Origin of the sequence: Leisingera sp. (genome assembly GCF_034669605.1) — a bacterium.
Lineage (GTDB): Bacteria > Pseudomonadota > Alphaproteobacteria > Rhodobacterales > Rhodobacteraceae > Leisingera.
This window is the reverse complement of the sequence record NZ_JAXMOX010000065.1, coordinates 1-21,311: the sequence shown is the minus strand read 5'-3', so window position 1 is coordinate 21,311 and position 21,311 is coordinate 1. Positions and strand designations below refer to the sequence as shown.

18 protein-coding genes, 1 pseudogene and 2 riboswitches are annotated in these 21,311 nt (G+C 61.7%); of the genes and pseudogenes, 5 read left to right on the top strand and 14 right to left on the bottom strand.

Annotated features, from left to right (window positions below; all coding sequences use genetic code 11):
• Positions 1-55 precede the first annotated feature (55 nt).
• Positions 56-646, bottom strand: a pseudogene (locus VOI29_RS10240) (thiamine pyrophosphate-binding protein); the annotation flags it as partial.
• A 260-nt stretch (positions 647-906) separates the two neighbouring features.
• Entirely contained in the window at positions 907-2,367 is a 1,461-nt protein-coding gene (locus tag VOI29_RS10235) for a PLP-dependent aminotransferase family protein (RefSeq protein ID WP_323778417.1), read from the bottom strand.
• A gap of 217 nt (positions 2,368-2,584) precedes the next feature.
• On the opposite strand from VOI29_RS10235, the gene VOI29_RS10230 reads away from it, so the two are divergent.
• The gene (locus tag VOI29_RS10230) at positions 2,585-3,340 is read left to right on the top strand and encodes an SDR family oxidoreductase (protein ID WP_323778416.1); all 756 of its coding nucleotides are present in this window, start codon (positions 2,585-2,587) and stop codon (positions 3,338-3,340) included.
• An 86-nt stretch (positions 3,341-3,426) separates the two neighbouring features.
• Here VOI29_RS10230 and VOI29_RS10225 read toward each other — a convergent pair whose 3' ends face one another.
• The gene (locus VOI29_RS10225) at positions 3,427-4,824 is read right to left on the bottom strand and encodes an aspartate aminotransferase family protein (protein ID WP_323778414.1); all 1,398 of its coding nucleotides are present in this window, start codon (positions 4,822-4,824) and stop codon (positions 3,427-3,429) included.
• A 294-nt stretch (positions 4,825-5,118) separates the two neighbouring features.
• On the opposite strand from VOI29_RS10225, the gene VOI29_RS10220 reads away from it, so the two are divergent.
• From VOI29_RS10220 to VOI29_RS10210, 3 genes are all read left to right on the top strand, one after another.
• Positions 5,119-5,895 (top strand): 3-keto-5-aminohexanoate cleavage protein, encoded by a 777-nt coding sequence (locus VOI29_RS10220; RefSeq protein WP_323778412.1) that lies wholly within the window; start codon positions 5,119-5,121, stop codon positions 5,893-5,895.
• Positions 5,896-5,897: 2 nt separating this feature from the next.
• Positions 5,898-7,226: an aspartate aminotransferase family protein gene (locus VOI29_RS10215; RefSeq protein WP_323778411.1), complete on the top strand. Its 1,329-nt coding sequence runs from the start codon at positions 5,898-5,900 to the stop codon at positions 7,224-7,226.
• A gap of 622 nt (positions 7,227-7,848) precedes the next feature.
• Positions 7,849-8,190 carry a hypothetical protein gene (locus tag VOI29_RS10210; protein WP_323778409.1) on the top strand — a complete coding sequence of 114 codons (342 nt, stop codon included), beginning with the start codon at positions 7,849-7,851 and terminating at the stop codon, positions 8,188-8,190.
• Positions 8,191-8,331: 141 nt separating this feature from the next.
• Here the strand turns inward: VOI29_RS10210 and eda are convergent, their stop codons facing one another.
• From eda to VOI29_RS10160, 10 genes are all read right to left on the bottom strand, one after another.
• Positions 8,332-8,982, bottom strand: a complete 651-nt coding sequence (eda, locus tag VOI29_RS10205) for a bifunctional 4-hydroxy-2-oxoglutarate aldolase/2-dehydro-3-deoxy-phosphogluconate aldolase (RefSeq protein ID WP_323778420.1) — start codon at positions 8,980-8,982, stop codon at positions 8,332-8,334.
• 4 nt (positions 8,983-8,986) lie between these two features.
• Positions 8,987-10,795, bottom strand: coding sequence for a phosphogluconate dehydratase (edd, locus tag VOI29_RS10200; protein WP_323778407.1), 1,809 nt, complete (start codon positions 10,793-10,795; stop codon positions 8,987-8,989).
• A gap of 48 nt (positions 10,796-10,843) precedes the next feature.
• Positions 10,844-12,304 (bottom strand): glucose-6-phosphate dehydrogenase, encoded by a 1,461-nt coding sequence (gene zwf / locus VOI29_RS10195; protein WP_323778405.1) that lies wholly within the window; start codon positions 12,302-12,304, stop codon positions 10,844-10,846.
• A gap of 569 nt (positions 12,305-12,873) precedes the next feature.
• Positions 12,874-13,257, bottom strand: coding sequence for a biopolymer transporter ExbD (locus VOI29_RS10190; RefSeq protein WP_323778403.1), 384 nt, complete (start codon positions 13,255-13,257; stop codon positions 12,874-12,876).
• Positions 13,258-13,324: 67 nt separating this feature from the next.
• The gene (locus VOI29_RS10185; RefSeq protein ID WP_323778401.1) at positions 13,325-13,531 is read right to left on the bottom strand and encodes a hypothetical protein; all 207 of its coding nucleotides are present in this window, start codon (positions 13,529-13,531) and stop codon (positions 13,325-13,327) included.
• Positions 13,532-13,670: 139 nt separating this feature from the next.
• Positions 13,671-13,838, bottom strand: coding sequence for a hypothetical protein (locus tag VOI29_RS10180; RefSeq protein WP_323778399.1), 168 nt, complete (start codon positions 13,836-13,838; stop codon positions 13,671-13,673).
• Between the two features lie 432 nt (positions 13,839-14,270).
• A complete protein-coding gene (locus VOI29_RS10175) occupies positions 14,271-15,011 on the bottom strand; it encodes an ABC transporter ATP-binding protein (RefSeq protein WP_323778396.1) in 741 nt (246 codons plus the stop codon).
• Positions 15,001-15,963, bottom strand: a complete 963-nt coding sequence (locus VOI29_RS10170; protein ID WP_323778394.1) for an iron ABC transporter permease — start codon at positions 15,961-15,963, stop codon at positions 15,001-15,003. The genes VOI29_RS10175 and VOI29_RS10170 overlap by 11 nt, the downstream gene beginning before the upstream one ends.
• Positions 15,964-16,007: 44 nt before the next feature.
• Positions 16,008-16,934 carry an ABC transporter substrate-binding protein gene (locus VOI29_RS10165; protein ID WP_323778392.1) on the bottom strand — a complete coding sequence of 309 codons (927 nt, stop codon included), beginning with the start codon at positions 16,932-16,934 and terminating at the stop codon, positions 16,008-16,010.
• A 13-nt stretch (positions 16,935-16,947) separates the two neighbouring features.
• Positions 16,948-17,721 carry a (2Fe-2S) ferredoxin domain-containing protein gene (locus VOI29_RS10160; RefSeq protein ID WP_323778390.1) on the bottom strand — a complete coding sequence of 258 codons (774 nt, stop codon included), beginning with the start codon at positions 17,719-17,721 and terminating at the stop codon, positions 16,948-16,950.
• Between the two features lie 130 nt (positions 17,722-17,851).
• Positions 17,852-18,064, bottom strand: a riboswitch (cobalamin riboswitch).
• Positions 18,065-18,260: 196 nt separating this feature from the next.
• Positions 18,261-18,460: riboswitch (cobalamin riboswitch) on the top strand.
• Between the two features lie 108 nt (positions 18,461-18,568).
• Here VOI29_RS10160 and VOI29_RS10155 point away from each other — a divergent pair.
• On the top strand, positions 18,569-20,737 hold the full coding sequence (locus VOI29_RS10155) for a TonB-dependent siderophore receptor (protein WP_323778389.1): 2,169 nt from the start codon (positions 18,569-18,571) through the stop codon (positions 20,735-20,737).
• A 96-nt stretch (positions 20,738-20,833) separates the two neighbouring features.
• On the opposite strand, the gene VOI29_RS24610 is transcribed toward VOI29_RS10155, so the two are convergent.
• Positions 20,834-20,932 (bottom strand): transposase, encoded by a 99-nt coding sequence (locus VOI29_RS24610; protein ID WP_416361513.1) that lies wholly within the window; start codon positions 20,930-20,932, stop codon positions 20,834-20,836.
• Positions 20,933-21,311 lie beyond the last annotated feature (379 nt).

Genomic DNA, 21,311 nt, shown 5'->3' with positions numbered 1-21,311 from the left:
CGGGGATTGCCCCGCCGATGACAACGCCGGCACCGTTCAGGATGACCGGGAATTATGCGTTCGACACCAGTTCAGCCGCCTGGCACACCGCCTCTGCGCCGCCGGCGGGCAGTTCAAAGTCGACAATTGCGGGCAGGTCGATGTCGATCACTTGGGTGAAGTAATCGCGCGGCACGTTGATCTGGGCCGGAGCAGAGTTGCGCTTGGCCTGCATGATCACGCGGTTCAGGACTTCGGCCATGCGGGACGGGTCTCGCACTTCTTCCTGATAGCAGACGCAGTCGGCAAACATGCGCATCTGCTCCATTTCCTGGAAGCCGCCCTGACCCATGGTCTTGTTCGCGGCCTGCGGGGTGACCAGCAGCAGCGGGGTGTGGTTCCAATAGGCGGTTTTCACAGCAGTGACGAAGTTGGTGATGCCGGGACCGTTCTGGGCAATCATCATCGACATCTTGCCGGTGGCGCGGGTGTAGCCGTCCGCCATCATGCCGCCCGAGCCTTCGTGGGCGCAGTCCCAGAAGGTGATGCCTGCCGGCTCGAAGATATCGGAAATCGGCATCATGGCCGAGCCGATGATGCCAAAGGCGTGTTCGATGCCGTGCATTTGCAGGGTTTTGACGAAGGCTTCTTCGGTGGTCATTTTCATGGCGGGTTCTCCTGGGTGAGACGCGGAATTCCCCCGTGCGCAGTGCCGGGAATTGTCTCTGGTTTAGGGGGAGGCGGGAGGCCGGGTTAGGGCCAGTTATCAAACCCGGATAGGTCCAAAACTGGATCTATGAAAACAACCGGGCAGTATTTTCACATTCGCTTCAGCCGGTCACGCGATACGGGCACAGGAATGCAGACGTGAAGGCAAATGATACGCTTGGTATCATTTGCCGCGCAGTCCGCTGCAACATCCTGGCTTCAGTCCTGCTTCAGCGCCTTGGCAATCAACGCCAGGCCGGACTCGATCCTTGTGGCGGGAATCGAGGAATAGCCGAGCCGGTAATAATTCTTCTGGCGGTGCTCGGCGCAAAAGAACGGTGCACCGGGCTCGATGATGACGCTTTTCTCTTTCAGCTGTTCCGCAACCGCAGTGGCATCCACGCCGTCCGGAGCCCGCATCCACAGAGCCGAGCCGCCGAAACTGCCGACGCCGGCGATGGTGAGGCCGTGTTTGCGGATGGCATCCTCGATCACGGCGCGGCGGTCATGCAGCACCTTGGCGGTACGGCGGATCTGGGCATCGTAGTGTCCCAGCGACAGGAAATAGGCGACTGTGCGCTGGACATGGCCCGGCGGGTGCCGCAGCACGCTGGCGCGCAGCGCCCTGGCCTGGCGGATAAACGGTTCCGAACCGACCAGATACCCCAGCCGCAGTCCGGGAAACAGCGATTTTGAGAAACTGCCTGCGTAGATCACACGCCCCTCGGTATCGAGCGATTTAAGAGATGGCGAGGGCGCACCGAGAAATGACATTTCGAATTCATAGTCATCCTCGACGATGACCGCATCGATTTCATTGGCCCGCCTTAGCAGTTGTTTGCGCCGCTCCATCGGCATAGTGAAGGTCGTCGGGCTTTGGTGGCTGGGGGTGCAAAAGATCACATCGGTGTCTTCCGAAATCTGTTCTGGCGGCAGACCGCCCTCATCGACTGGAATGCAGTCCACCTGGCAGCGGGTCTGCACCACCTGGTCGCGCAGAGTATAATAGGCCGGATCCTCCACCGCCGCCCGCCGCCTTCGGTTCAACACTAGCTGGCAGGTGATCCACAGAGCATTCTGGGCACCCAGCGTGATCAGGATTTCCTCCGGCCGGGCAGTGATCCCGCGGCGCGGCAGCGTGTGGCGGGCGATGTATTCGATCAGCAGCGGATCATCCTGGTCGAAGTAATCATTCGCCAGTGCGGCAAACTCCTTTTGCCCCAGCGCCCGCAGCGCGCACAGCCGCCAATTGGCATGGTCAAACAAAGAGGCATCGGCCTGCCCGTAGATGAACGGATAGCGGTACTCGCGCCAGTCCTGGGGTTTTCGAGGGGTGTCGCCGCCGGTAAAGTTGCGCGCCAGAACTTTGCCCCAATCCATCGCATCGCCGGACTTCTGCTGCGGCGTGTAAGAAGGCGGCACCGGCGCGTTGTCGGAAACAAAATAGCCGGACCGTCCGCGCGAGGTGAGGTAGTCATTGGCCAGCAGTTCGGTATAGGCCAGCGTCACGGTAATCCTGCTGATCCCCAGATGCGCCGCCAGTTTGCGCGATGAGGGCAGTTTTTCCCCGACTCTGAAGCGGCCGGACAAAATACCCTCGGCAATCATTTCCTGGATCTGCGCCTGCAGTGTGCCCTGGGCGCCCGGGTTGAGGAAAAAGGTGTCGACGGAAATGGCCATGCGCGCCACATTAGGGTGGACTTAAAGGCGGTGCAATCTGGACTTAGGGCCAGTTTCGGAAAATCTGCGGCTTGCTTTGGTTTGGCACCCAGTCTGGCAGCAGTTTGACCCGTTTCTTGCGGTTTCAAACAAGGCGCAACGGCAGGCGCAAGAAACGGGTCGCCCTTGGTCCTTCCAGTTTTCTAGTCGTGTCCGCATAGCCATTAAGGAGATGATCATGGAACTGAAAAACAAGACACTCATCATTACCGGTGCCAGCAGCGGTATTGGCGCCGCTGCAGCGCTGCTGTTTGCGGCAGAGGGGGCCAATGTCGTGCTGGGCGCCCGGCGGCAGGCTGAACTGCAGACCCTAGCCGGGCAGATCAATCAAAGCGGCGGCAAAGCGGCCAGTCTTGCCGGTGATGTCACTAGCGAAGCTTATTCGGCTAATCTGGTGGCGCTTGCCATGGAAGAATTCGGCGGGCTGGACGGGGCATTCAACAACGCGGGCATCATGGGCGGCATGGGGCCGGTGGAGCAGATGGACGCCGCCAGTTGGAACGCGGTGATTGCTGCCAACCTGACCGGTGCATTTTTCTCGGCCAAGGCGCAGATTCCGGTGCTGAGGGCGCGGGGCAGCGGATCGATAGTCTTTACCGGATCCTTTGTCGGCGTCAGCAACGGCGGCATGCCCGGCATGGGGGCTTATGCCGCGTCAAAGGCCGGGTTGATCGGCCTGGTCCAGTCGCTGGCCTCTGATTATGCGGCAGAAGGCATCCGGGTGAATGCCCTGCTGCCGGGCGGAACCAAGACCGCGATGGCCGGTGATGATCCGGAGGCGCACAGCTTTATCGCCGGGCTGCACCCGATGAAGCGGATGGCCGCCCCGTCTGAAATTGCCCAAGCCGCGGTGTTCCTGTTGTCGGACCGGTCCAGCTTTGTGACTGGAACGCCAATGGCTGTTGACGGAGGGGTTGCCGTGCGGCTGGTTTAAGTTCCGGGTCACCGGTCTTTGGCCCGAAAACGAAAGAGCGCCCCGGGTATTCCGGGGCGCAGTTGATCGTCCGGCAGGGAGAGATGTCAGCCGAATACTTTGGTCAGAGCCTTGTCGACCGCATCGCAGATCTGGTCGATATCTTCTGCGGTGGCGATCAGCGCCGGGCTGAAACACAGGGTGTTGTTGCGGCCCGGCAGAGACCGGTTGGTGACACCGATGATCACGCCCTGCGCGCCGCATTCCGCGACAACCTGCTGGGCCAGTTTCTCGTCCACCGGCTCCTTGGTGTCGCGGTCCTGCACCAGCTCGGCGCCCAGGAACAGGCCCTTGCCGCGCACATCGCCAATGACGGTGTGCTTTTCCTGCAATGCGCGCAGGTTGTTCAGCATCCGCTCGCCCATGGCGTTGCAGTTGTCCAACAGGTTCTCGTTTTCGATGATGCGCATGTTTTCCAGCGCCGCCGCGGGGCCCGCGGTGCAGCCGCCGAAGGTAGAGATGTCGCGGAAGTAGTTCAGCGGATCGCCGGCGTCGTCCTTGAACATGTTGAACACCTCCTCGGTGGTCACCATGCAGGCAATCGCCGCATAGCCGGAGGCGACGCCTTTGGCCATGGTTACAAAGTCCGGTTTGATACCGTACTGCTGGTAGCCGAACCATTTGCCGGTCCGGCCGACGCCGCAGACCACTTCGTCGATGTGCAGCAGCACGTCGTGCTTCTTGCAGATTTCCTGCACCCGCTCCCAGTAGCCCTCCGGCGCCTCGATCACGCCGCCGCCTGCGGTCACCGGCTCCAGGCACAGGGCGCCGACTGTTTCCGGGCCTTCGCGCAGGATCACTTCCTCGATCGCGTCTGCTGCGGCAATGCCGAATTCGCGGCCGGACAGGTGCTCCAGGCCCAGCTCATGCTTGCGGTATTCCATGCAGTGGGGGACGCGGACAAAGTCTGGCGCAAACGGGCCGTACTGCGCATTGCGCTCGTCCTGGCCGCCTGCCGACATGGTCGCCAGGGTGGAGCCGTGATAGTCACGGTCGCGGTACAGGATCTTGGTTTTCTTGCCGCCGTATTTCTTGTGGGCGATCTGGCGGATCATCTTAAAGGCCTTCTCGTTGGCCTCGGACCCGGAGTTGGTGTAATAGACGCGGGTCATGCCCGGCATCTTCTCAATCAGCTTTTCAGCAAACAGCGCACCGGGGATGGAGCCGGCGGAGTTGGCGAAATAGCAGATCTTCATCATCTGGTCGTAGACGGCTTTGCAAACGCTTTCGCGGCCATAGCCGACGTTGACGGTCCACACGCCGCCAGATACCGCATCCAGGAACTCCTTGCCGTTCTGATCCCAGACGCGCATGCCCTTGCCCTCGACAATGATGCGAGGGTCAGTGGTTTCCAGCACCTTGTGCTGGAACAGGTGATGCCACATGTGGGCCTTGTCGGCCTCGACCACACGGGAGAGATCGTTTTCGTTGAACGTGCCGTCCATGACATGTCCTTTCGGCGTTAGAAGTGAAACAGGCTGCCCGGAACCCTACAGGGCTTCTGAGGCGTATCATGTACCAGAAACGTCAGTTTCCGGGAATTCGTTAGGTCCAGAGCGTCAGCTTTCTTAGGTCCAGAAATGCCTGGCTTAAGCGGTTCATTGGCGGGGCGTCGGGCACCGGAACGCCTGGAACAAATGTTCTGAGCTTTCCGGCTTGAGAGCGGGTGTCCCGAAAGGCCAAGCTGCAGGCATCCTGAGAGCGTGTCGAGGCAGGGCAGGCCGCAAAGGAGGGGACCGGTGGCAGAATACAGATTGATGGTGGCCCCGAACGGCGCCCGGCGCGGGCGCGGTGACCACCCGCAGCTGCCGGTGACACCGCAGCAGACGGCCCGGACTGCAGCCGTCTGCTTTGCTGCAGGTGCCCAGGCGCTGCATCTGTATCTGCGCGACGACAAAGGACGGCACTCGCTGGATGCGGGCCGCTACCGCGAAGCCCTTGACGCAGTGCGGGAAAGCGCAACGGGCATGGCCGTGCAGATCACAACCGAAAGCGCCGGGATCTATGATGCGGCCGCCCAGCTCGCCTGCCTGAAGGCGCTGCGCTCCGCCGCGGCCTCAGTCCCGGTGCGGGAAGTGGCGCGGGATCCGCTGCTTGCTGCGCGGGCCTATGCGCTGAGTGCCGAGGCTGGCGGTGAGGTGCAGCATATCCTCTACGGTCCCGATTGCATCGCCCGGCTGCGCGCTTGGTATAACGACGGCACCGTGCCGGGTGCCATGCGCGATGCGATTTTTGTTCTGGGCAGATACACCCCGCCGGCGCTGGCGCAGCCCGACGGGCTGGCTGTTTTCCGCGACGCCACGGCAGATTTGCGCCTGAACTGGACCGTCTGCACCTTTGGCCGTCACGAACACGCCTGCCTGCTGGCCGCCGTGGCTGCGGGCGGGGATGCGCGAATCGGATTTGAGAATAACATCGAAACACCGGAAGGCGGGCTGCTGGCAGACAATGCAGCCTCGGTTGCCGCCTTCGTTCAGGCCGCGCGGGATGCGGGCCATAGCCTCAAGGAGTGCTGATCATGTCTCACGTCTTCCCCCGCCACACCAAGGCTGATCTGCCCACCGCCGTCTCCGGCGACGGCTGCTATCTGATCGACGCGGACGGCAAACGCTACTTCGACGGCTCCGGCGGCGCCGCGGTTTCCTGCCTCGGCCATTCGGATGCCGAGGTGATCAAAGCGGTGCAGGATCAGGTGGGCAAGCTGGCCTTTGCCCATACCGGCTTCCTCACCTCCAAACCGGCCGAAGAACTGGCGAATTTGCTGGTGGCCAATGCGCCGGGCGATATCGACCGGGTATATTTCGTCTCTGGCGGTTCCGAGGCCACCGAGGCCGCGATCAAACTCGCCCGGCAGTACCATCTGGAACGCGGCGACCCGCAGCGCCGCCGCGTCATCGCCCGCAAGCAAAGCTACCATGGCAATACCCTTGGGGCGCTGGCTGCGGGTGGTAACGAATGGCGCCGGGCTCAGTTTGCACCGCTGCTGATCGACATTTCGCACATCTCAGCTTGCTACGAATATGTGGGAAAGGCAAAGGGCGAGAGCAGCTTTGACTACGGCCAGCGGGTGGCGAATGAGCTGGAGGCCGAAATCCAGCGCCTCGGCCCCGAGACCGTGATGGCCTTCATGGCGGAACCGGTGGTGGGCGCCACCTCCGGCGCGGTGCCGGCGGTGGCGGGCTATTTTAAACGCATCCGCGAGATCTGCGACCAATACGGCGTGCTGCTGATCCTTGATGAAGTTATGTGCGGCATGGGCCGCACCGGCCATCTGTTTGCCTGCGAGGCGGATGGGGTGGCGCCGGATATCCTCTGTATCGCCAAGGGGCTGGGGGCCGGCTACCAGCCGATTGGTGCGATGCTCTGCACCCGTCAGATCTATGAGGCGATTGAGCACGGTTCCGGCTTCTTCCAGCACGGCCACACGTATATCGGCCACCCGGTGGCCACCGCCGCGGGGCTTGCGGTCGTCAAGGCACTGTTGGAGCGCGGGCTGGTGCAGCGTAGTGCCGAAATGGGAGAGAAGCTGCAGACCGCACTGCACGATCGTTTCGGCCAGCATCCCAACATCGGCGACATCCGCGGCCGCGGGTTGTTCCGCGGGGTCGAGCTGGTTGCTGACCGCGAAACCAAGGAGCCCTTCGATCCGGCGCTGGAACTGGCCAAGAATATCAAGAAGGCGGCGTTTCAGGCCGGTTTGATCTGCTACCCGATGCAAGGCACCCGCGACGGCCGGAACGGCGACCACATCCTGCTGGCGCCGCCCTTCATCATCACCGAAGACCAGATTGCAGAAGTGATGGACAAACTGGAAACCGCCGTCACCCAGTGCTTGCTGCAGGGGTAAGCTGTTCGAAGAAATTATTAGCCGCCTTCCAGAACCATGTCCGGGTTCAATTCGAACGGCTGCCAGTGAATGTCGAGCGGAACTCCGGCGTGGTGAGCGGCACATGCCAGCTAATGATAGCCGACTGCGTACCAGGGGCAGACTACATCCGAAATGATATCCACCCTGAGGCCGGGGCGGTCAGCGGTCTCTGCCATGCTGACGGCCCTTTGTTTATTGAAGTCTTGCAGTGCGAATGGGGGGGGGAGTGGCAGGGAAACAACAGTTTCAGCAGGGCTTACCCGCGGCGCGCCTAAATCCCGGCGCAGTCCGCACCATCTGATGCAGCCAAAGGAGACCGCCATGCCCCGGACCGAAACGCTCCTAACGGCCTTTCCCCCTGCCAGCCTGCTGGCACAGCCGACACCTCTGGAACGCCTTACCGGTTGCCGGCTGACCTGGGCATCGACCTTTGGATCAACCGCGATGGCCTCACGGGCCTCACGGGCCTCAGCATTGGCGGCAACAAGACACGCCGGTTGGAATATTGCATCGGTGCCGCACGAGCCGGGGTCCTTACCGGTGTGCGCCTCGCAAGCATCACCGCGCTGGTCTTGGCAGCTGCCTGGGCCGTTATGCTGCGTTGCAGAAACCGCGGCTGTCGAAAGTGGCGGAAGCGCTGGCAGAGCTGATAGGCATCCCGCGTCCAACAGGCCGCGATGACATTCTCACTTGGGACGGTGCGCTCGTCCCGGGTGGCCGCGCAGGCCCGGCCACCCGGGCTGCCCTTCAACGCATGGCCAGGGCAGAAGGGATCCTGCTGGACCCAGTCTATTCTGCCAATACCTTCGCAGGGCTGCTTGGCCTTGCAAAAGAGGGCAGCATCCGCAAAGGCTGGAAAGTGCTGCTGCTGCACACCGGCGGGCTGTCAGCGCTGTTTGCCTATCAAAACGACCTTGGATTTGGTGGTACGGAGGCGCCATGACCGGCTGTCAACGGATAGCGCGCAGGCGCCAGGGGATCTTTACAACGCTGTCCCCGCGGGGACAGCGCGGAAAAATTGCGGGCCGTCAAGAGACCGCCGGCTATGGCAGGGGCAGAGCCGGCCGGTTGATTTTGCGCTGGCTCAACTCTTTCCGAGCTGGCTCGCATCCTGGGCAATGGCTTCGATTGCAGCCCAGTTGCCAGCCTCAACCAGATCGCCAGGCGCCACCCAGCTGCCGCCCGCGCAGACCACATTGGGCAGGCTCAGGTAGGTTTCCGCATTGGCGGGGCTGATGCCGCCGGTGGGGCAGAAGGAAATCTGCGGCAAGGGTGCGCCGATCGCTTTCAGCGCGGGCGCACCGCCTGAGGCTTCAGCTGGAAAGAACTTCAGCATCCCATAGCCGCGCGCCAGCAGCCGCATCGCTTCGGTTGCGGTGGCGGCGCCGGGCAAGAGCGGCAGTCCGATGGACTCGCAGGCATCCAGCAAGTCATCCGTCGCACCGGGGGAAACCCCGAATTGCGCGCCGGCTTCCTTGGCGGCTTCGGCGTCTTTGGGGGTGATCAGCGTGCCGGCCCCGACCACGCCGCCCTTCACCTGCGCCATTTCGCGGATCACTTCCAGCGCCGCACCTGTGCGCAGGGTGACTTCCAGCGCAGGCAAGCCACCCGCCACCAGCGCTTCGGCCAGGGGGCGGGCATGGGCCGTATCCTTCACCACCAGCACCGGCATCACCGGGGCCAGGGTGCAGATCCCGCACGTGCGCAGGCTGGCGTCCTGAGGGGTTATCCGCATCATGCTAAACTCCAAACACGCTGGCGCCTTCGTCTGCCGAGGCAACCGAGCGGCGGAACAGGGTAAACAGCTCGCGCCCCGTGCCATGCTGATAGGCGCTGAGGTCGGCAGTGGCAGCGCTGCGCTCCAGCACGCCGCCGGTGAGGACTTCCAGCGTGCCGCGCACCGCGTCCAGCCGCAGCATGTCACCGTCCTGGAGTTTGGCAATCGGGCCGCCGTCCAGTGCTTCGGGCACCACATGGATCGCGGCTGGGATCTTGCCGGAGGCCCCGGACATCCGCCCGTCGGTGACCAGCGCCACTTTCTGCCCCTTGCCCTGCATGATGCCCAGCATCGGAGTCAGGCCGTGCAGTTCCGGCATACCGTTCGCCTTGGGCCCCTGGAAGCGCACCACAATGATCATGTCGCCCGTCAGCGCGCCTGCCTTGAAGGCGGTCTTGGCCGCCTCCTGGTCATGAAAGACACGGGCGGGGGCCTCGATCACCTGGTGTTCCTTGGCCACTGCCGAGACCTTGATCACCGACGTTCCCAGATTGCCTGTCAGCCGCTTCAACCCGCCGGTCGCCTGGAACGGTGCGTCCGCCGGGCGCAGCACGGCATCGTTCAGGCTTTGCCCCGGACCGGCGCGGAAGGTCAGGCCGTCTTCGGACAGGAACGGCTCCATCACGTAGTTCTTCAGCCCGTCGCCCGCCACGGTTTTGGTGTCGGGATGCAGGCACCCGGCTTGCAGAAGTTCGCCGATCATGTAGCCAAGGCCGCCGGCCGCGTGGAAATGGTTCACATCGGCGAGGCCATTTGGATAGACCCGCGCCAGCAGCGGGATCACGTCAGACAGGTCTGAGAAGTCCTGCCAGTCCAGCAGGATGCCGCCGGCACGGGCCATGGCGATCAGATGGATCAAGAGGTTGGTGGAGCCGCCGGTGGCCATCAGCCCGACAATGCCGTTAGCATAGGCTTTCTCGTCCAGCACGTCGCAGACCGGGGTATAATTGTTCCCCAGCGCGCTGAGCGACAGCGCCCGTTTGGCGCCCTCGACGGTGAGTGCTTCGCGCAGCGGCGTGCCGGGGGTGACAAAGGAGGAGCCGGGCAAGTGCAGCCCCATGAATTCCATCAGCATCTGGTTGGTGTTGGCGGTGCCGTAAAAGGTACAGGTTCCGGGGCCGTGATAGGCGGCCATTTCGGCCTTCAGCAGGTCCTCGCGCCCGACTTTGCCGGCGGCAAACTGCTGGCGTATCTTGGCTTTTTCATCGTTCGCCAGACCGCTTGTCATCGGCCCTGCAGGCAGGAACACCGCCGGAATGTGGCCAAACGCCTGCGCGCCGATCACCAGCCCGGGCACGATTTTGTCGCAGACACCAAGAAAAACCGCAGCGTCGAACACATTGTGGCTGAGGGCGATGCCCGCAGCCATGGCGATGGTGTCGCGGGAAAACAGGCTGAGCTCCATGCCCGGTTCGCTTTGGGTGACGCCGTCGCACATGGCAGGCACGCCGCCGGCCACTTGCGCAGTGCCGCCGTTCCTGCGCACGGCGTCGCGGATCAGGGCCGGGTAGGTCTCGAACGGCTGATGCGCCGAAAGCATGTCATTATAGGCGGTGACAATCCCAAGGTGGCCCTTGGCGCCCTGGGCCAGCGTTTGCTGGTCCGCCCCGGTGGCGGCATAGGCATGGGCCTGGCCGGAGCAGGACAGATGCGCCCGTGCAGGCCCCTTGCTGCGGGCAGCAGCCATCCGCTCGAGATAGGCCGTGCGTGTGGCCTCGCTGCGGGCGATGATGCGGTCGGTGACGGCGGCCAGGGTGGAGTTCAAGCTCATGGGGTGCCTTTGTAGCAAACTGCGGGGGCAAAGGGGAGGGCTGTCATCTCAGGTTCCGATACTGCGCCATCGGCGGCCGTCGCGGTGGATCAGCAGCAATGAATCATCGGGCCCTGTGCTGCCGCTGTCATAGGGTTGCGGCGCGTCGCCCGCGTCCTCCCAGCCGGCGATGATCGGGTCGGCCCAGGCCCAGGCGGCCTCAACCTCGTCGCCGCGCATGAACAGGGTCTGGTTGCCGCGGATCACATCCATGATCAGCCTCTCATAAGCGTCCTGCGGGCGGCCGGATTCCGGCAGCTCATCGGCGAATGTCATGTCCAGGTTGGCGCCCGTCAGGCGCATGCCGCCGGGGCCGGGATCCTTGATTGTGGTTTTCAGCGTAATGCCCTCATCCGGCTGCAGGCGTATCACCAGCACGTTGCCATGCACGGTGCCGGAGCCTGCAAAGATGTTGTGCGGCGGGTCACGGAAATAGACTGCAATTTCGCTCACCCGGTCGCGCAAGCATTTTCCGGTGCGCAGATAGAACGGGATCCCGGCCCAGCGCCAGTTCGCCACCTCCACCTTGAGGGCGATATAGCTTTCGGTGCGGCTGGCGGGATTGCCGGCATGGTCGCGGTAGCTGTCGCCGGATTTGCCTGCGGTGCGCCCCCGGTACTGGCCGCGGGCGATGCTGGACTGCGGCACCGGGCGCAGCGCCTCGATCACCTTGACCTTCTCGTCGCGCACCGCGCTGGGGGTGAACCGGGCGGGCGGTTCCATTGCGGTGAGGCACAAGAGTTGCATCAGGTGGTTTTGCACCATGTCCCGCATGGCGCCGGATTTATCGTAGTAGTCCCCGCGCCCCTCAACGCCGATACTTTCGGCGACGGTGATCTGCACATGGTCGATGTGAGAGCTGTTCCACAAGGGTTCAAACAGCGAATTGGCAAAGCGCAGAGCCATCAGGTTCTGCACGGTTTCCTTGCCCAGGTAATGGTCGATCCGGTAAATCTGCCGTTCCTCGAAATGCGCCCGCAGAGCGGTGTTCAGGGATTGAGCCGAAGCCAAATCATGACCAAAGGGTTTTTCCAGCACGATGCGGCTGTCCGGCGTGGCTATGCCGGTCTCGCTGAGGCGGCGAGCAATATCGGTGAACAGTGACGGGCCGACCGATAGGTAGAAGGCGCGCACGGCATCGTCGCGCAGTTTCCCGTGAATCACATCCCAGCCGCTGTCGTCGCGCGCATCCACAGCGACATAGTCCAATAGGTCGGTGAAACCGGCGATTTCCGCGGGCGTGGTCTCCACATCCTGGCCGAAATCGCGGATCGCATCGGCGGTTTGGGCACGGAACGCCTCGGCTGTCAGTGCGCTGCGCGAGCTGCCGATGATGCGGCATTTATCGCTGAACTGGCCGATCTGGAAACGGTGAAACAAGGCCGGCAGAATCTTGCGGCGGGCCAGGTCGCCGGTGGCGCCAAACAGCACGAGGTCAAAGGGTTCAACGGGGATGACGCGGGAAACCATTGATTTTACATCGCTGTTCTATAGGGGCAGTGGCATTGTGCCGCCTGGGGCGGGGCAATTCAATTGCCTCAGTTGCCAGACGGCTGGTTAGAGTTGAGTTATCGCTAACATAAAGTGCTGAATAGGGCCACCTGGAATATTTCGCCTGCCAATCCGTTTGCGAATAGGTCAGCCTTGCTGCCGGAGTGTTTCGTGCGCGAAACATTGGGACAATAGGACGATGTTGCACAAATCAGGTAGCGGGCAAGGACCACGCCTGGCATCTCGGATGCGTTCAGCACCTGCTCCAAGATCTGCTCGTGCAACTGTGCGTGCTTGAAAGACGACATCTCCGGCCAGCTACATGTGCCTGGCAACCAGTGGCGCGACATGACAGAAGCGCCCCAGATCCTGCTGAACCGCCAACTTTAGCAGCTGAAGCTGCCAACCATCCTGCGGGAATGCGACAAGCAGGCCCGGCTCGCCGTCCGCGTCTCTGGATTGGGTTCCCGTTGCCGGCGCAACAGCAAACAGAGCCATATGGAGCACTGCGGCAGCGCCGAAAAAGAGGGTCAGTTCGGCAGTACATTTCATTTCGGGCGCACCGCCAGTTCGGCCCGGTTGAACCCTGAGGCCGCAAGCTGGCGCAGGATGCGCGTCAGCAGCGCGGCTTCAAGCCTGGCGTCCGCCCGCAGCTGAACCACGGCGGCGGCGGTGCCGGCGGCAGCCAGCCGGGCGACCGCGGCCTCACCCTCGGCACCGTCGAAATGCATCAGCCCCGCAGCATCGATATACAGCACATCTTCTGCCTCTGTCTCTGTTTCCAGCCTGGCTTCGGGCGGAGACACCTCGAACGGTTCGGGCAGAGCCAGGTGGGAAGTCATCAGGAAAATGATCAACAGCAGGAACACCACGTCGATCATCGGCGTGAGACTGGGCCGGCGGCGCGGTTTCGTGGTTTGGGTGAATTCCATCGGCTCACTCGGCGGCCAGATTTATTTCTGCAGGGGAGACAGCGACGAACAGGCGGGTGGCACTGTCCTAGATGTCGCGGCGGATGCGGCCGATCACCGCCTCGAACCAAGTGAGTGCGGCGGATGCCGGAATTGCCACCGCCATGCCGGCCTTTCCGAGCGACCTGGCGCCGATAAGCGCCAGGGTGATTGCCGAAAGTGCCGCGATTGCCCAGATGGAGGGGCCGCCATCACGCAGAAACTTCAGCGCCTTGCCGGACGCCCGGCTGGCCAACCCAGCCCGTTCTTCCGGGCGGCTGAGCAGCGCGGCCTGAGCGAGGCTGTCTTCAGCACCGGCCCCGGCCTTGACGTTCTCCTGAGGCGTGAAGACTTGCGGTGTCGTTTGCGGGTGGAGCGTTGCGGCCGCCGACAGTTCAGAAGAAACGGCTTTCGCTATCCCCGGATGGAGGACGAATTGAACTTTCTGCTGCGCGGACCCCGGTGGTAAGCTGCGGCACCGGTACTGCAAGTGTTTCCTGCGCTGCGGCGAACGAAGTGGTCAGAAATAGGGCGGCAAGGGCAGTCCGGGCGCGGATGGTCATGATTGGCTTCAACAAGCGGCGGTATAGCTTTGTCCGGGGGCTGGTTTGCCGTGCTGCAGCGCCGCGTGCAAGCGGTACACGCTGGCCAGGCCGCAGGCAAACCGCAGGAATTGGCGGGGGCGTCCGGTGCGCGCGGCCAGAGCGCGGCGCTGCTAGGTTGTGCCTGCCGCGGCGGCGCAGTTTGGTGAGAGTTTCCTGCAAGGTTGTCCTTCACCTCTGCCTCCGGCAGTGGAAGCAGCCGCACCAGCGCTTACCCCAGGCTGAGCGGGATTATATGGTTTTCTTCAAACCGGATGAACCGCACGTCATCGCAGGTGTCCCGTCTCCGAATGGGCTGGGTTTGATGCTGAAAACCATCGGGTTGAATGCATAGGGGCGGCTGCGCTTTGTACCGGGCAAAATTGACAATGCCCAGCCGTTAAGGAACCCGTTTCAAACCAAAGGGCCCTGCACCCGCAATACGCCCTGATCCATGTGCGCGGCGATGCGGTAGGTCTGTGCCAACCGGTCAGGCGTCAAAATGCTCTCTGTCTTGCCCTGTGCAACAATCCGACCCTGATCCATGACGCTCACACGGTCGCAATAGCGGGCCGCAATGGAAAGATCGTGCAAAGAGGCCAGAACTGTCTTGCCCCGGCGCTTCACCTCGTCCAGCAAGATAAGCTGATAATGCAGGTCCAGATGGTTGGTCGGCTCGTCAAGTACATAGAGCTCCGGGTCGCGGGCAAGCAACTGGGCCATGAAGGCCCGTTGCAGCTCGCCGCCTGACAAATGCTCTGCCGGGCGGTTCGCAATATCTGATAATCCGGCGATTTCCAGCGCTTCGCCGATCCGGTGGCGGCCGTTGCGGCTGCTGTTTAGTCCGATTTCCACGATGTCGCGCAGGCGCAGCCCGTTGAGAAGCCCCCCTCCCTGCACCAACACTCCCACCATCTGTGCCCAGTCCAATCGCGGCCAATTGTCCTGCTGCCGCCCCATCAGACGAATGCGTCCCGCGCTGGGACGGGCGTCGAAATAGAGCAGACGCAGAAGAGAAGTCTTTCCTGCACCGTTCGCTCCCAGAAGGCCATGAAATTCGCCCTTCACCACCGCGAGGGAGGCGTCATGGACGATTGTCGTATCCCCTCCGGCAACCGAAACCCGGTCTAACTGCAAGAACGTGTCAGACCGCACGGCGCGCCCTCCTCAGAATCAGGATAAAGGGCGGCGCTGCGAACAGGGCCATCAGCACCCCCAGCGGCAATTCTTCCGGAGCCAGAAGCGTTCGGCACAAAAGATCGACGATGACCAGCGTCAACGCTCCCAGCACCGTGGCCAGCGGCAACAGAACCCGATGCCGCGCCCCTGCCAGGAGGCGCGCCAAATGGGGCAGGATCAGCCCGACAAATCCGACAATTCCGGCAACCGAAACCGCCAGTCCCGTCAACAGAACAGTTCCCGTAAACACCAGCACGCGCAGCCGGTCCACCCTGACACCAAGAGCCAGCGCCCTTTGATCTCCCAGCAGCATGGCATCCAGTGACGGGGCGTAACGGAAAGCCGGGACTGCGATCAGGCCAAACCCCGCGACCAGCACCGGAATGTCCGCCCAGTCTGCGCCTGCGGCTGAGCCCATCAGCCACCCCAACGCACTGCGGCTTGCGTGCGGGTCGCCGATGTACAGAAAAAAGGAGGTCACTGACTGAAACATCAGCGAAATCGCAACACCTGCCAATATGACAATATTGGGGTCCAAGCTATGCCCCCGCCGGACCGACAGCAGCAAGGTCATGGCAAAGGCAACCCCGGCGCCAAGAAAGGAAATCACCGGAACACCTATCATCTGCACCACCCCTTCCGGCAGCCAGATCAACGCGGCGACTGCAGCAGCAGAGGCCCCCGACGACAACCCCATGATATAGGGGTCGGCCATCGGATTGCGCAGGGTTGACTGCATCAGCACTCCGGCCAGCGCAAGCATCGCTCCAATCAGCGCCACCGCCAGCACACGCGGTACCCGCCATTGCCAGATGATCAGCGACACCCCGCGGGGCGCATCGTCAGACCGGGTCAAAACATGCAGCCGTTCGGCCCAGCTCAACTCGGCTGTGCCCCACAGGATCCCGGCAAGCATCGACAGAAACAACAACGCAACACCTAAACTCAAAGCCGCAGAAGAAGACGGTTGCATCAATCCAACGCTTCCAGCTCGGCATTCAGCCGTTCGACACCTTCCAGGAATCTTGCTCCAAGCACCGTGTTGGAGAAGCTGACGGTGGCAAAGCGCCCGTTTCTGACGGCATCCAGCTGCGACAGAACCGGATCCGCCTCCATGTGGGCGCGCTTCTCGGCGGCGCTGGACCAGGTGGCATCAATCAGGACAATAACGTCCGGGTTCCGGGCCATGACAGTCTCCCAGCCAACCTCTGCCCAGGCACCGTTGATGTCCTCTGTAATGCTGGAGAGACCAGCACTTCTGGCCAGCAATGCAGGGCTGCCGCAACATCCGATGGTGTAGGGAGACGTTTTGCCGTTGCTGTAGAAAAAGGCAGTCATGTCGCGGTCACTCCCCGCGTCCGCCACTGCTTCGAGGCGGGCAGACAGGTTCGCAAGCAGTGCCTTTGCCCGGTCTTCCACCCGAAAGAGCCTGCCGATCGTTTCGATATCCGTCAGCAACGGCTGCACGGTCAGCGGCACATCTCCGGGATGATGCAGGCTGCAGGCGGCGTCAGAAAGATAGGTTCCGATTCCCAGCGCCTGCCACTCGGCTGCACTGCCAAGGTTGCTTTTGTCAAATGCAGAGGCAAACCCAGCAAACAGGAAGTCAGGCTCTGATGCGAGGACAACTTCACGGGCCGGGTATTTTTCTGCCAGCACCGGGATACGCTGATAGGCGCTCTGCCATTGCAGCGGCATCCTGTCATCCAAGTAGGCGGTGCCCGCCAAGCGGTCCTCCAAGCCAAGCGCCAGCATGATTTCCGTGGCTTGTTGATTCAGCGTGACAGCCCGAGCCGGCGCCGTGTCATAACTAAAGCTGCCGTAACAGCTGGCAATCTCGACAGGGGCAGCATGAACCACGCCCAACTGCCCCAGAACAGCGGCGGCGAGAGGCAACAAGAATTGTCGCAAATCAGTCTCCCGAAGTGAAAAAGTGATGTTCGTGCAGGATCTCGCCAGCCACCAGTGCGCGGCTGACAAAATCGCGGACTGCGTCCACGTTCGGCAGCTGATACCAATGCCCCTCAGGGTAATGGATAAGCGACGGCCCGCGGTTACAGGGAAACTGGCACCCGGTCGATGTGACTAAGCATTCTGCGGAAAGCCCGGCGCGGGCCACCTCCAGCTTCAGCATTCCGACAAGCGAGGGCGCATCCTGCAAGTGGCAGCGCGGCCCAGTGCAAACCAGCAGATGGTGCCGGAAACTGGGCGGCTTGTCCCAGCCTTTCCCCTTTTCGCCCGACGGGCAAACAGCAATTGGGGTCAACTGGACATCCGGCTGCGCGGCCCGCTGCAAAAGGGCTGCATCCCCCTGAACCGGCGCAGCGAAGAACAATTCGGGCAGGTCGCCGTCACGGCGCGCCAGCCATGCCCCGGCGGCCTTGGGCAGCCAGCGTTCAAGGCTTTGGGAAAAGGGCAGCCCAATTGGGTACAGCTCAATATGCTGTGCGCCGGCATTGCACAGGGTGTCAAGCGCCTCCCACAGCCCCGGACCCTTGGCTTCCAGCCGGATGACCTCGGCCCTGCAGGGCGCATGCTCCAGCAGACCGCAAGCCAGAGCGCCAAACCGCGCCTGGCTGACGTATTGGGCAGAAACCAGATAGAGAACGGCTCGCGCCGCGCTGGATCTGGCACCGGTGCTGTTTCCGTGCTCGCGCGCTTCTTCGCAACTAGAAGCAAGCGTCATCGGCCGCAACCGCCCCGATTTGGCTCCTGCACCTTCCCTAGGGCGGCCTCCCGGGCACAACACAGCCAGACACACTGGCCCGCGGGGCCGAACAATCTGGTCATCAGTCCTCCTCGGGCACCCCGCCCGCCAGTTTACAGTTTGTGATGGCAGGTCTCCTGACTCGCGGGTCGCAGCTTGCCGTCCCTTCCCGGAGCCGCAGGCTCCAGTGGTTTGACGGGTCGCTCTCCGCTTACAGTTGCGGGGGCAGTCGCGGCATTGGCGCCTGTTGGCTACACCTCACCGCATTCCCTATTATCCCCAAGCTTCGCTTTTGCCGGGAACCATCGGGCGGTAAAGGACACAGTTCTGCCAAGATGGTCAAGAACAAAACCATCCCTTCCGCAGACATATTGCGCACCATTTGACTGTGATGAGACGCCAAGAGGCCTGCAACTATAAAGAGCATGGCAAATTCCCCGGAGCCCAAGCATTGCCTTCCGTATGATCAGCCGGTTTGCTTTGAATTGAAAAAAATCATTGACATGTCATAGGTCTATTCATACGCACCCTGCGACGGTTTCCAATTGGGAATTAAATGGGAACGCAGTTCGGGCTGTTGACAGCCTCACTCTGCGGCTGTCCCCGCAACTGTAGGCGGAAAGCCAATGCCAACAGCCACTGGGCAGGCTCGCCCGGGAAGGCGGCAATTGGCGCTGATCCGTGAGCCAGGAGACCTGCCGTCAGATATTGTCACGTGTGAATGCGCCGGGCGGGGTGTCCTGGTGAGACAAACTTTCGGTTCCTGCATCCGGGAAACGGGAGTGTCGTTTTTACGGTGACGGTGTAACAACGCTGGAGCCTAATTGTGCGTACTCCTGATTTTAAACCTGCCGCGCTCTGCGTGATGCCGGTCACCTTGTCTCTCGGTTTTTCCAGGCCATCATGCTTCCTGACGTTTGCTGCCTCTGCCATGCTTGTCAGTGCTCCAATTCCTGCGGCAGCGCAGGAATTGGAGCTGGAACCTGTTCAACTGGAACCCATCTCGGTCAAGAAACAATTTTTGGAACCGGGCCTTGACCTCGAATTGCCGTCAAATGCGGGCAGCCGCCTAGGGCTGAGTTCCCGGGAAACCCCGGCCAGCGTGCAGGTGATCAGCGAAGACACCATTCGCCAGCGCAGTCAGCGTGATGTCAATCAGGCGATTGTCCAAAACGGAACCGGAATCAGCTTCAATGGCCGCCCCAGCAATGGCGGAACAACGCTCAGCATGCGAGGCTTCAGCGGGCACAGTTCCGTCACCCGGTTGTATGATGGCACCCGGCTGTACCCGGCTCCAGGCACCATATCCTTTCCGTTCGATACTTGGAATGTTGACAGCATTGAGGTGCTCAACGGTCCTGCTTCAGTTCTTTACGGCGAAGGCGGGGTAGGGGGCGCAATCAATATCATTCCCAAAAAACCGCTGACTGACACCACGCGCAACGAACTGCGCACCACCGTTGGCACAAATGGCCAGCTTGGGCTGGCGTTAGGCAGTGCGGGCCCGATTTCTGACAGGCTGGCCTACAGCTTCGATGTCAGCCGCACGCGTTCGGACGGACGGGTTGACGGGGACGATCCCTCCAGCCTGGCTGTTTCGGCCGCACTGCGCTGGCAGGCAACCAATACCTTGGCGCTGTCGCTGTCGCATGACTATGGCGACAACACGCCAAGCATTTATTTCGGCACCCCGCTGAAAGACGGCCGCATCGACGAGGGTGTACGTGAACGCAACTACAACGCCGAGGATGCGCTGGTCCGGTTCAAGGACCGCTATACCCAACTGCGTGCAGAATGGACGCCATCCAGAAATTTGACTGTGTCCAGCAACAGCTACTATCTGACCAGCAAGCGCGACTGGCGCAATATCGAGGATTATACGTACCAGCCTGGGACCGGAGATGTTGCACGGAAATGGTACATCGCCGTCAATCACGATCTCGAACAAGCCGGCAACCGCACCGCGGTGACCTTTGACAGTCTCTTAGGGGGCATCAATACCTCAACCACGGTCGGGGCCGAGGTGAATCGCATCACCTACAAAAACACTAACAACTCTCCATACGCGGGCAGTTCGGTGGTGGACTATCAGCATCCTGTTTCCGGCAGCTTTGGCCCGCATTCGCTGGTGACTACAGCCGACCTGACGACAGATCAGCAGGCAGTGTTTGCCGACAGCCGCCTGGAGATAAATGATCAGTGGTCAATTGTCGGCGGCCTGCGCTATGACCATCTGCGCGTTAGACGGGTAGATCCTGCGTTTACCAAGAAATTCAATTCGCTCAACTGGCGGATCGGCACGGTTTACAATCCTCTGCCGGACATGGCGATCTATGCGCAATACTCCCGCGCGGCGGAACCCATCGGAAGCGTGCTGTCCCTCTCTGAGAGCCAGAGCCAACTGGAATTGACCAAGGCCCGCCAGCAGGAAATCGGAGTCAAGTTCAGCTTTCTGGACGGACGCGGGAACGCAACTCTATCTGCCTACAATATTGTCAAGAACGACCTGTTGGCCAGAGATCCCGCTGATCCGTCGATTGTCCGCCAGATCGGCCAGCAAAGCAGCAAGGGCATCGAATTTGCCACGGGCTTGGATATCTCGCCGGTCTTCCGCATCGATGTGAACGGCGCGCTGATTTCGCCTGAGTATGATAATTACATCCAATCCGGCGGGGATCTGTCCGGAAACCGTCCCGCACTCGTACCGCGCCGCGTTGCAAACATCTGGGCGCAGTGGGAATTTTCCCAAAACTGGACTGCCCGCGCCGGGGCGCATTACGTCGGCGAGGTGTTCACGGACAGCGCCAATAGCTCAACCCTTCCGGCCTATACAGTTTTGAATGCGGGTCTGCAGTGGCGTCCTAGGGAAAACATTTCCCTGGACTTCAGCGTCTACAATGCTGCCGACCGGCTGTATGCAACCTCTGGCAGCTCGAACCAATGGCTGCTGGCGCCGCCCCGCAGCGCAACGATTGACCTTCACATCACATTCTAGACCATTTGGCCATTTCAAAGCCGGCAAGCCCCAAAAATGCTTTGTTGGGCAATTCAGGTGAAGAGATTGCTGCTCTTTAGCTGGCTCAAGCTTCGATTATCCAGGTTCCAACCCGTGTCGGCAGGCGATCCTTCGTGTGCCGGCCGGCGACAGGCTGCCGCATGGCACGATCATGTGGAAATGAGGATGAGGGATCAGTGGAGTTTTCTAGGTGCGGAGCATGCTGGTGCCTCCCCGGACGCGGGCGCTGAGATGCCGGGGCCGGACGCGACGGCTGTCATGCTCGGAGGCCTGCTGAACGGTCGCTCCGGTGAAAATCGCCGGGTCGCAGAAAAGCTGCTGCGCGTGCAGAAATAAAATTCGACTTTCTGCACGTGCATTGGCTGCGGAGGCGTAAAAGCGGATTGTCCGGCGTCTTGTTTCTCCGACCTGACTGCAGCTGAACTTCGTTCCTGTTCCGGGGCACCGGGGTAAAGTACCCCTGTCCAAGAAAGGAACATGGAATGGGACAATCGAGGCGGACGTTCACAGACGAGTTTAAAGCCGCAGCTGTTGGTCGGCTTTATAAGCCTGG